General features: G+C 47.3%; 4 protein-coding genes. All 4 read right to left on the bottom strand.

Annotation, left to right across the window (positions count from 1 at the left end; translation table 11 throughout):
* Window positions 1-346 precede the first annotated feature (346 nt).
* The 4 genes from IEY34_RS26360 to IEY34_RS26375 all read right to left on the bottom strand — a co-directional run bounded on the left by IEY34_RS26360 (window position 347) and on the right by IEY34_RS26375 (window position 11,306).
* Entirely contained in the window at window positions 347-1,141 is a 795-nt protein-coding gene (locus tag IEY34_RS26360; RefSeq protein ID WP_229757850.1) for a DeoR/GlpR family DNA-binding transcription regulator, read from the bottom strand.
* Window positions 1,142-1,211: 70 nt separating this feature from the next.
* Window positions 1,212-6,377, bottom strand: coding sequence for a DUF2341 domain-containing protein (locus tag IEY34_RS26365; RefSeq protein ID WP_189017359.1), 5,166 nt, complete (start codon window positions 6,375-6,377; stop codon window positions 1,212-1,214).
* A gap of 31 nt (window positions 6,378-6,408) precedes the next feature.
* Window positions 6,409-10,272 (bottom strand): LamG-like jellyroll fold domain-containing protein, encoded by a 3,864-nt coding sequence (locus IEY34_RS26370; RefSeq protein WP_189017362.1) that lies wholly within the window; start codon window positions 10,270-10,272, stop codon window positions 6,409-6,411.
* A gap of 449 nt (window positions 10,273-10,721) precedes the next feature.
* Window positions 10,722-11,306, bottom strand: coding sequence for a TetR/AcrR family transcriptional regulator (locus IEY34_RS26375; RefSeq protein ID WP_189017365.1), 585 nt, complete (start codon window positions 11,304-11,306; stop codon window positions 10,722-10,724).
* Window positions 11,307-12,647: the final 1,341 nt, after the last annotated feature.

Genomic DNA, 12,647 nt, shown 5'->3' on the forward strand with positions numbered 1-12,647 from the left:
TCTCCGCGCGATTGCAAAGCTAGAGGATCTCACTCTGAAAATCTAATGAATGCCAGATGCTCTATTTCAAGCAAATGATCACCAATCGGCCAATATAGTGCCGGGTAGCGCCAACTCCGTTCATTAAATCTCCAAAGTAGCCATTTTCCGGTCTATAAGCATCATACAGTTCATTAGATGCCCTTTGGGACCGAAGACCTCCAAAGCAAAGAAGTTTGCGGTGGACGCCAATAAATAAGAGGTAAGCTTCGCTCATCTCAAACACATAAACATATAAATCATGTAAAAAAAGGCTCCTATTGGAAACTCCCCAATAAGAGCCTTTTCTTCCGTATATTGTGCCATTTCATTCGCTAGTTAGCCAGTAAATGTCCTTCTGCTCAATCGTTTCCTTCCACTCCTTAGGATAAGGCTGGTCAGAGACGATGACATCAATCTGATCGAGAGGCATCAGGTGAACGAATGCTTGGACACCGATTTTGGACTGATCCGCGAGGACAATGACTTCGCGTGCCGATTTGGCAAACTTCTTCGTCATATACGTTTCGTTCAAATCATAATCGGTCACACCGCCCGTCAGCGAGATGCCGCCAATGGACAAGAATGCTTTATTCAAATAAAACTGCTCCATGAGCTGTTCACAGAGCGGGCCTGTGAGCGACTGCTGCTCTGGATTAAGCTGTCCGCCGAGCAAAAAAACTTTGCCCGTAAACCGATTGCTGTTCAACGCTTCACACAAATAGGAAGCTATCGGCAGCGAGTTTGTCAAGATCGTCAAGTTGCGCTTGCCTTGGATGGCTTTCGCCAGCTCCATCATGGTGGTTCCTACATCCAATGCGATTGTGTCCCCGTCCTCGATAAGCTGGGCAGCTCGCTCTCCGATCTTCTTCTTGGCATCGACGAACAATTGTGTGCGCTGTACAAAGGTGGGTTCACCGTTCTCATAGCTGGCACGAACAGCTCCGCCATACACCCGCTGAAGGTGCCCCTCTAATTCCAAGGCATCTAGATCTCGACGTACCGTCTCCGAGGATACACCTAGTTCGTCCGCCATTGGCAACACTTTAACTTTGCCATCACGAAGCAATGTTTGCAAAATATGCTCTCTTCTTTCCTGGCCTAACAACGACAAGAGCGACACACCACCCATGGATACATATATGTCTCAGTATATTAAAATTGTGTACTTTTTCCAATAGGGAGTATCTGAATTATTTATTAGTTTGAAATAAGAAATTATGAATGGCCTGCGTGCCCTCTGCTCGCGTCGCTGTTCCTTTGGGCACGAACGATTCATCCGCGCGTCCATTCATCAAATGCAAAGAAGATACGGAAGCTATTGCTTCTTTCGCCCAATCGTCAACTTCACGCCAATCAACAAAGGCTTTCCCGTCACGCGGGGCTTCGCCCCCGCTATTCTTGACTTTCCAAGCCCGCATCAACATAGCTGCCATCTGCTCTCTTGTAATCTGCGCATCCGGGGCAAATTGGGAGTCGCTGATTCCATCAACGATGCCAGCGGCCAACGCAGCTGCAACTTCTTGTGAGTACCACGCTGTATGTGGAATGTCGGCAAATGGGCTGCTGCCTGCCCTCGGAAGCGCCAACGAGCGAGCGATTAGCGCAGCAAATTCGGCGCGGGTAATCTGTTTTTCAGGATTGAAACTTATTTCGCCTTGAACGGCAACAATGGGATCAGCTACCATGGAATCGAACATATTACGCGCAGCCAAGTCTCCAATCACATTCGCAGCCCAATGTCCTTTGACGTCGAAATAGTTTACTTCCTTTTGGACGATGACAAAGTCACTGCTGCCAGTCGCTTTGAACTTCATGTTGGACGGATCTACTGAAGCATTCAAGGACTGTAGAAGCAGTTGACCGTCGTTGCTGATGCGGTACAATCCAACTCTTTTACTGTTAAACCCTTCCTTCATAGGCATCTGAATATCGATCATCCCCTGCTGTGCGGAAGCTCCCCAGGCAACATGCATCATATCGGATACAGGCTTCACTCGCAGCGACTGATGAGACTCCAAGTCTTTCAGAATGTCCATATAGTCATCGTTCCATACACTTCCAGACAGCACAAGCGCCGGATTTTTATTAGGCATATCTGATACTAAAGCGCTAGCTGACACTTTCAAAGTTCCCCAGTCGAACTGAATATGAATGCTCGATGCCTTAGCCTGATCTGCGGTTAAGTAAGGAAGCTCCATCTGAACTTTGCCTTTCTCGGCACGCACAATGAGAGAATCAGTTCCGTCATTAGCCGTTAACTCGCTTGCCTTTACTTTCTGAATAAAGATATCGTCCGGATCCGCTGGAACAGGTGTCTGGATGAAGCCTCCTCCACCGCCTCCAGGTGGTGGGGCCGTTGCTGCAGCAACCTGAACCTCATGACTGACCTCTAACCCTTTGTATCTTGCGGTTATGGTCGCACGACCTGGACTAACTGCAATCACTTCGCCCTGAGCGTTCACGCTTGCTACAGATTCCATACTGCTTGTAATTTGAACGCCGTCTTGAACCGGGACAAAGTTCGGCTTGTCGCTATAACGTGCGGATATGGCAGCTTGGCCTTTCTCACCTACTTTAAGCGAATCAATGCCACTGATCACCAGCGATTCCAATTTCGGCCCTGGATCTGGAGTCGGCACGTCCACATTATCTTTCACCAATAATGTATAGCTGCTGAAGAGGGCCTGATACGTTGCTGTAATGACGGTCTGCCCCGCTTTTAAGGCTACAACTTCGCCAGTTAGCGCATTCAACTGCGCGACGCTTGGATCTGCATTGGTCAGGATTAGCCCTGGTGCCAATGACTGATCCGCTCCTAGCAGCGATGAGGTCGTATGATTGCTATAGGTTGCTGTGACTACCGATTGCTGACGCACTCCAACGACAGCAGCCTTCAAACCTGTCAGCTCTATCGATTGAATAAGGGGCTGCACCGATGGCAGCGCTTGGACAATCAACCGATAGGACGTTGCGATTAATCCCACTCTCACTGTGATATCCGTCTGCCCTTCGGCGATCGCCGAAACGAGTCCGTTGGCATTAACCGTTGCAACCGCTGTATTGCTGCTGCTTATGACGTAATCCTTTACTGGCACGATACTGCCATCTGTGTACGTAGCTTCTACGACCGAGCTAAGCTTTTGTCTTATTTTCATCGGAGCCAGCCCATTCAATCGAATGGATTGCACGGCAGGAGCCGCAATAGTAAAGGTGCTTTCCTCCGTTTTCACTTTATGGCCGAAAGCATCGGAAACCTCGCCATACCACGTATAAGACTGGTTGGGGTTTAAGCCTTTCCATACATAACTGGCCATTCCATCTGCAGCTGTAACAGGCGCTAGATTTAACGAACTGGTACTAACGTTGCTTCCTGTAATGGCAACGTAACCAGTGGCCAGCTCAATAGGCTCGTTGTTCCACTTAATCGGCATTGTATAGAACTCATGCTTCTGTTGAAAAAATCCATAATTATCATTCGTAATCGGCGAATAGGGAACCATATAAATCTGTTGGCGTTTCAAATCGAAGTACATCATCCGCATGTACGCCGCACCGCCCAGAGCCGCATCCTGATAGTCGTGCAGCAGTTCGTAGACGACTTTGCCGCCAATTCGTTTAACGTTATAGAACGTAGATTGATTATGACCGCATAATACCATAAAGACATTGCTGTTTGGTTTGACAATCTGATTCATGATATTGATGCCATCATAATCATCTGTACCGTAGGCTCCCTCATATAACAAGTATTCATGTACAGCTAATATTCCTTTACGATCTTTGTATTGCTGCAATACCTGATTCGCCCAGTTGATGGATGTCGCGTCAAATCCGCCCCAGCCCATGTACAAGATGATGAAATCTACACCGCCAGATGATATCAAATCGTAGTGGTTCTTGTTCATGCTATTATAAGCGGTATAGTAAGGCTTGCCATTGACGAGCTTGTCCTTAAAACGAAATGCGCCGAAATACTTACTATAGAGAGCATCGTTCGTATCATGGTTGCCTTGAATAACACCGTAAGGAATCCCTGCGTTTTCCAAAATCTTCATACTATGGTCGGCATTCTTCCATTGCGTTTCTTGGCTCGCTGAATTCACAATATCTCCGGTATGAATCACATACTGGATTTTCTGCGCGTCCTTGTTATCAGCGATCCACTGTGTTTCGGCATCGTAAACGCCTGGAAAAGACTCCGCTTCAAGCTGAGTGTCTGTCATCCAGACGAAAGAGAAATCATAATCGCTTGGCGTTGGATTTTTGCCTGGCAGCATCGTATCATGCTGCGTTGCGGCGACGTACAGTTTGGCAACCTTCGTTGAGCTGTTCACCATCGTCGTTTTATCCAACGTGCCCGTCAATTTAAAATCGCTATTGTCCGCATTTCCCAACTTGGAAGCGATCTGCACCCATTTGCTGGTCGAATAATTCCAGGCAAACAGTTTGACCAACTCCTTGGAATGTCCTTCCCATGTCACATCCAATTGATTGACGGTGTTCAGATCGCTGCTAATCGTTAAATCGAAGCGCTGATAAGGATAGTTCGACAACGACTTGCTGTTGTAATAAGCGCCATCCGACGATTTCAATTGATCATAGGCGCTTGCCGGCAAAGCCGTTTCGGAAGTGATCGTAGCGCTGCTTGGCGGATCCATCGTATCTGTTCGCTCATAGGCCATATCTGTCGGCACTTTGGCGCTGTAATCTTTGACGAACTTCATATCTTTCTGATAAAAGTTTACTTGCACCGGCTCACCAGTCGGAGACTCTGCCTTGACTTGCAAAGTGACATCGCCGCTTGGCTGAATCAATGTCCCATTGGCTCCTTGCGGAGCAGCTGATGGGCTTAAATTACGCCCATCGACTGTGAACGTCACTGTTTTGCTGGCCTTAGCGGAAGCATCAGCTTTGGAAACAGCCTCGACATGCAACGTATGCGCGCCGCCTTTCAGTTGGCTCAGCATGGATTGAAAAGCTTTGGAACTGCCATCCACAACGACTTCCGGCTGATTATCCAATTGATAGCGGATCGTTGAGGCCTCGCTGATCACGCCACCGAAGCTTAAATCTGGCGAGTAGTAGACGGCTCCCTGTTTAGGTTGAATAAGCGTTAGCTGCATAGCGCCTTTGGATTCCTTGTCACCGAAAATGACAAAACGGCTGCTCTTGCTCATCGTTTGATAATCAGCCATGACCCAAGCTGCGCTCCGAGCTTGCTTGGAAACCCTGACTTCGTCTACACCGCCACGGTAACCCCCGCCAGCAGCTCCGGCATCGGAAGCCTTGCTGATTGTGAACGGCGTCGTTGACGAACCGCTAGTCGTAATCAGCGCTCCGCTGCGGGTTGCGGCTGCCACAAGCGCTCCATCGCGATATAGCTTGAGGTTGTTGCTGGCTTGACTTTGATCATACGTTAGTGTCAAATAGGTCCATTCTGCCGTCACGACTCCTGCGTCCAAGTCCGGCGCCGTGCTGCCGTTTTTAACAGGGTCGGCATCGTTCGTAAACAAATTAGCGCTCCATTTGCCGCCGCCAATTTTCATAAAATAGGCTTGATTTTGCGTATCTGCGCCTCTTTTTCTAGCAATAACGTAATAGTTAAGCGAATTTATTTCGTACTCATTGGCCCGCACCCAAGCTGATATCGTAAGCTGGCCTTGACCATCGCCAACATTGCCGTTCGTCGCTCTGACCAAACCCCGATGACTTTCATAGTATCTTCCAACCATGTTGTATCGAGGGTCCTTAGCCTCCAATGTATAAGAAGGGCCGCTTGAACTTGCGTTAGCTGCATTCCGTAAGCCGGTATTGTTGTTCATGCTCGAGTCTGTATACTGCTGGGCTTGAGCAGGGTGATAGAAGTAGTCAGCGATTCTGTCCGGGAAATGATATACCAGCAAATAATTCGCATCCCACACCTGCTTAGGTTGCAGGTTGATCGTCGAACTGCCTCCATAATACAGCCAGATGCTGTCTGCGCTGGATTGCGCATGGATGATAGGGACTTTAACCCATATCAGGCTCTCTCCCTGAGGATCCCATTTTTCAATTTCGTACGGAAGCTCAGATGACTGATCGGATGTATAAAATCTGAGATCGTTCGACGCAGTTACCGAATAATCGATTTTGCTAGCGTCAAGTTTAATCAATACAGGATAGTTCGTCAGATCCTCTGTACCTACCGAATTGTCAAAACTTAACTGCATGCGATAATTCCGGTCTCCGTCCACCCATGTTGCGGGAGCCGTTGCGGCATTCGCTTGCTGAGTTAATGATGGCAACGCTATTTGGCAGAGAAATAGAAGGATGACAAGTTGTGCTATTATTGGCTTGAAACGCTGAATTCTCAGCATGGATGATCCTCCACTCTATCTATGAAAATCATTATTTTTGGGTCATATTATGAATCAGGTTAAATACCGCTTGCGCCGCTTCGGCACGGGATACGGTTCCTGTTGGAACAAATAATTGATCTGCACGTCCTTGCAGAAGTCCTAGCTTTGCAGTCAGCTCGATCGATGGACGAGCCCAACTTGCCATTTGATCGGCATCCTTGAACGTTTGGTTGCCGCCTTGTTCTATTTTACCGCCTGCATGTTCAACTGCTCTGGCGAGAAGCACAGCCATCTGCTCTCTGCTGATAACCGATTCAGGATTAAACAAGGCATCGTTCTCACCACTGACCAAGCCGGATGATGCAGCTCCTGCAACATATGGCGCATACCATGCGCTTGCCGGAACATCCTTGAAACTGCTTATCTTTTGCTGCGGAAAGTGTAATGATTTCATAAGCAAGGCTACAAACTCAGCCCGCGTAATGAACTTCTCCGGTTCGAAGAATGTATCGTTCACGCCTTCCACCATATGCATAGCGCTCATAATCTGCACAGTACGATTCGCCCAATGCTGCTTAGGCAGATCCTGGAACACTTTGTTGTACTCCAATACCGCATACTTGCCATTCTCACGGAGCTGTGCGCGAATGCCCTTATCTGTTAATTCCCCACCGATATAGGTCATGCTGCCATCTTCATATATGCGGTATACGCCCAACAGCGGTCTATCGCCACTTGCCGTAAACTCCGCTTGAATCGGATCGCCCCATCGTTGGTTTGGCGTTCTAGCTCCGTTTAATGCTTGTGATACGATTGTTACATCAAAGAGCGACGAAGCATATTTCATTGTCGTATCAGGTGCTGAATGACTGGTTGACAGACCCAGAACCAGCTTGATGTCAGAAGTTCCAATGAATAGATTGCCAGGCATCGTTAGCGTAAGATCGCCTCGATCTAAGCTAATCGTCTTCTTCACTGAGCTTTCACCAAGCGCTGGAAATACAATCTCTTTGATGCCAGTATCCAACTTAATAGTACTGTTGGAAGCTAATTGCCGCTGTAGATCGTCTACTATCAACGTATCGGTTTTTTTGGAAGACGTCTCCCCTCCACCTCCACCGTCGCTCCCCGTAGAACTTTGTTCCATAACCGTAATCGTCGATTGAGCCACCAGATTCTGATAAGTCGCTGTCACCACCGTTGTGCCAGAACGAAGCCCGGTGATTGTACCTTGAGCGTCAATCTGAACAATAGCCGGATTCATAACATGCCATTTGGCCATGGCTGTAACGGGCACAGAAGTCGATGAGCTTCCTTTTATATAGATGGCATTGACCGAAATCGCGCCACTAGCTCCCATATACAAGCTTGATGGAAGGTTCAACTGCAGCACATCTGGGCGTTGTTCCGGTACAATTACGGCATTAACAACCATCGAAAAGCTTGCATTAAGACCTTGATAACGAGCAACTAAACGCGCAGTCCCAGGTTGAGCTGCGTAAACGGCGCCAGAGACGGAATCAATTCTAGCCACATCAGAGTTTTCGCTCCAATAGGTGACTCCCGCTTCTAATTTTGTCGTCGAGTTATCCGAATATACGGCCGTGAGTACTGTATGAACTAACTGTCCTACCGTCAAGGCAGTGGGTCCAGCAAATCGGAGTTCCTTAATCTGCGGATTCCCGTTAGGATTGCCTGCTGGACTAACCGTTAGGATAAAGTCAGCTCGTAACCCAACCGCTGCAGCGCTAATCACAGCTGTTCCCGGAGCAACTGCATGGATGATGCCGTTATTATCGATGAACGCAACAGCAGGCTGATCGGAGCTATACGTTACACCAGCTGGCATGATTTCCGTGCTTCCATCCTCATAGACGACCGTCGTCACTGCCTTCCCCGTCTCTGAGGCCATGATGGCGGACGGTCCGTTTAATAAGAGAGATTGCGGCTTGAGCTGCACTTTGTCATGGACGGTTAGGGTCACCTTGGAACTTAGAGATCCGTAGTTGGCTGTTAACGTTGCTGTCCCTGCACGAAGCGGTGTAATCATCCCAGAGCTTGAAATCACTGCAACATTCGGGTTCAAGCTTTGAAAAACAAGTCCATTGTCAATAACCGTTTCCAGTTGGTTGGCATCCTTTTTCTTCAATACCGCAAGCCCGCTCTGACCTACCCACCAATCAAGCGGAATATCCCAGGCAATCGAGGACACGGGCGGTATGGCAGCAGGCGCATACTTGGCATGCAATTGCTGCACAGCATTAGCATCCAGCACTTTGCTGTATAATTCTACGAACCCGATTTTGCCTTGAAAATAACTCGTGGCATCTGTCGGTTCCGCATCCGCGCCAATCGCTAGATCGACCTTCGTAGAACCGCTGATGATGCCATTCTTGGACTGACTTCCTTCCAGTATGCCGTTCACATACAGCTTGGCTGACTGTCCATCAAAGGTAGCTTCCGCATCATAAATTTGACCAGCCGTTAGTTTCGTGGTACTAGGCACAACAACGAAGGAATCGTTACCTGCAATGTCATGAATGAAGAACCAAGCTTCCAGCTTCTGAGTAATTGGGTTGAATTCCAATGCATAGTCCGATCGCTGCGCTTTTCCAATAATGTCCTGCGTTCGATACAGGTCATCCAGCGAGAAAGACGCCGCCATCGTCATAAAGCTCGGGCTAAGCCCTGGGTTGGATGGGATCCGCACATAGGACTTTCCATCAAGCGCGAGGACATTTTTGTTAAAATCGGGATTGTAATTCACCGCTGCATTGCCAACTGGCGTACCGTGATTATGAGCAGCACTGCCGTCTTCACCCGCTGAATGCTCGAACGTCAGTTGGAGCAAATCTGGCGCCATGCCCGGAGGAGCGACAACCGTCCCCGGCATTGCATAGGACAACGACGGTCCGTTTGTCGTCCAATTATCTGACGCATCGCCGGCTTCGACTTTATAGGTCGCCGTTTCACCCGGAATCACTAGATCGAATGAATAGCTGTTGGTGCTGCTATTCACCGTATTCACTAAAGTACCGTTCTTGTAAATGCGGTACTGCGTCACTGCTTTATCATCCGTCGCTGACGGCCAGTTCAAGTTAAAGCTTGTCGAGCCTACCGGTGCGCCCGTTAGCTGACTGCCGACAGGCCAGGATGGAGCTTGTTGATCAGCTAGGAGGCCCGTACTTTCGTAATAACACGCCAATTCGGCTTGCGTTAACCCTCGGCTGAACATCTTGGCGTAGCCGATCGAACCTTTGAACGTTAGCTGTGCCGTAGTTGCACTTTGTGGATCTCCGCCTATAGCCAGCCCGACTGATGTAGGCGAGGTTATGGCTCCTGTACGATTTTCGGTAGCAGCTACCTGCCCATTCACATAAAGAACATGCTGAGCTCCGTTATAAGTAATTGCAGCATCATAATACTTATTCACACTCAAGACAGGGCTATATAGCTTCCTTGTTGCACCGCCAATATAATCCCATGTCTCCATCTTGTTTGGATTTACTTCCAAGCCGTAGCCTGTGCTTTGCGTTTTCTGGAAAATTCCTTGCTCACCGCTGAAGGCATCTGCCGCAAACTGAACCAACATCGTAAACCCATTGGGGAAATTGTTGAGTTCCGCAGCATTCGGTATCATAATAAACTGGCCGCCCGTCAGCTTCAGCACGTTCTTTTGCAGCTTTGATTCATATACGAGCTGCGGGTTGCCGTACGCTGTACCATCCACATGCCGAGGTGATTTATCTTTAATCGTGCTTTCGGTAAAATCAAAATCAACTAAATCGGGCACAGGCACAGGGCCCATACAAGATGAGGCAGCACTTGCCTGCCCTGGGATCATGGTAGATGCCAATGCTCCAAACATGAAGCAGATCAGCAATAAAACAGACAAACTTCGACGTAACCTCATCAACATTCTCCTCTTTCATCTTCCTATACTATTCCTACCTTTAAGATAAATAAGTTTTGTTAGCACAATGTTAACTCGATGTGAAGTTTTGTTAAATGTTGTTGTTTATTGTTGTTTATTTGAATTTATATGATAAAAAAAGCCTGAACATCACGCAAATATCAACTTTAATACCAAATAAAACAACATTTATGTGTTATATCTTCGGTTTAAGGCATTGGTTTCAACAAATAGAAAAAAGTTTGGAGTCTATGACTCCAAACTTTAGGAAACCGAAAATATTCAAACCACTGCTCTCGAGCTAGTTAACCATCTGCGATATATAGCGAAGCTAGAAGTGGGCACATAAACGAACAATAAGAACTCGCACCTTGCTTATGCCACCCAAACAGGTGCAAATGGGTCAAATAAGCACTCTCGGCTGCCCTATTTGTCCATATCAAACGATTTTATGAAAGCGAACGCATTAGAGTAAATTGTTTGGCCAAATATAGCGGCGTATATGGCATATCCTTTCGAAGCCAAGCAACGATAGTCCCGATTAAGGCTGCTGATCCATACCATAGAGCAATATCCTTCTGAATACCAGCATCAGCAAGGATCGCTTCACTCTCCGCGCTGTCCAGTCTTGCGGTGATTAATTCAGACAACAGCTTTAACAATCGGTCTGTAAAGATCGGCGTTCGCCTCGACGCAAGTATAATTTTATAAAATTTAGCATGTTCGGCTATATGCTCCAGCAAATCCACCAACAGCGGCCACGCGCCTTCTTCTGCGACATACTGATTCCCTGAATCCTTGTCCAGAATTTTACGGATATCCTCGATCATATCATCTGCCATCTTCTCCAGCATATCGGGAATATCCCGATAATGCAGATAAAAGGTAACACGGTTTATGGTGGCTCGCTCAGCAATACGATTGACCGAAATTTTCTCGATTTCCATTTCCTGAAGCAATTCCACAAAAGCGTCTTTCAGCAATTGACGTGTGCGGAGTATACGGGGATCGGTGCGGGATGTTTTGTTTTCCATGTACCTAATTCCTTTGCTCTTATGTAATAACATTCACATTATATTAAACCGTTGCTTGTAAATCACTCAATTCTGCCTACAATCCAATTCAATTTGTGTAAATTATATTACACACTGTAAATATAGTCCACGCAGGAATGGAAGCATCGAGCCACATTACAGGCAGGACCACGTAAAGCAGCACGCACAGGCCCCCTAACGAACTCAACACCCTTTATTCGGCCAAAATCGCTCCTTCTGAAAATCTAATGAATCCCAGATGCTCTATGTCAAGTAAACGACCACCTTTCCGCCTACAATCTGCTCGATAACGCCAATCCAGTTCATTAATTCGCCAAAGTAGCCATTTTCTCGTCGATAAGCATCGTACAGTTCGTTAAATGCCTGGGAGAACAGCAAACTTCCGTAGTAAAGAAATCTGCTGTGGATGCCTCTCAGAAAAACCTATTCTGCGGTAGATGCCTCTATGAAGACCTATTCTGCGGTAGATGCCAATGAGAAACACTTTACCAGCGGCTATCGGTTACCAAGTCAATGTACCTTGGGGCAGGGCCCCTAACGAACTCAACACCTTTTATTCGGCCAAAATCGCTCCTTCTCAAAATCTAACGAATCCCAGATGCTCTATGTCAAGTAAACGACCACCTTTCCGCCTAAAATCTGCTCCATAACGCCAATCCAGTTCATTAATTCGCCAAAGTAGCCATTTTCTCGTCGATAAGCATCTTACAGTTCGTTAGATTCCTGGAAGACCGAAAACTTCCGTAGCAAAGAAATTTGTGGTGGACGCCTCTAAGAAAAACCTATTCTGCGGTAGTTGCCTCTATGAAGACCTATTCTGCGGTAGTTGCCTCTATGAAGACCTATTCTGCGATATTTGCCTCTATGAAAGACCTATTCTGCGATAGATGCCAATGAGAAACACTTTACCAGCGGCTATCGGTTACCAAGTCAATGTACCTTGGGGCAGGGCCCCTAACGAACTCAACACCCTTTATTCGGCCAAAATCGCTCCTTCTCAAAATCTAACGAATCCCAGATGCTCTATGTTAAGCAAACGACCACCTTTCCGCCTACAATCTGCTCGATAACGCCAATCCAGTTCATTAATTCGCCAAAGTAGCCATTTTATCGTCGATAAGCATCGTACAGTTCGTTAGATGCCTGGAAGACCGAAAACTTCCTTAGCAAAGAAATTTACGGTGGTCGCCTCTAAGAAAAACCTATTCTGCGGTAGTTGCCTCTATGAAGACCTATTCTGCGATATTTGCCTCTATGAAAGACCTATTCTGCGGTAGATGTCAATGAGAAACACTTTACCAGCGGCTAGGTCGGTTACCA

Source organism: Paenibacillus marchantiophytorum (genome assembly GCF_014640555.1).
Lineage (GTDB): Bacteria > Bacillota > Bacilli > Paenibacillales > NBRC-103111 > Paenibacillus_E > Paenibacillus_E marchantiophytorum.

Bases quoted from the DNA above. Each gene is read 5' to 3' on its own strand.
- IEY34_RS26365 (WP_189017359.1), bottom strand. From the start codon at position 6,377: ATGCTGAGAATTCAGCGTTTCAAGCCAATAATAGCACAACTTGTCATC.
- IEY34_RS26370 (WP_189017362.1), bottom strand. From the start codon at position 10,272: ATGAGGTTACGTCGAAGTTTGTCTGTTTTATTGCTGATCTGCTTCATG.
- IEY34_RS26375 (WP_189017365.1), bottom strand. From the start codon at position 11,306: ATGGAAAACAAAACATCCCGCACCGATCCCCGTATACTCCGCACACGT.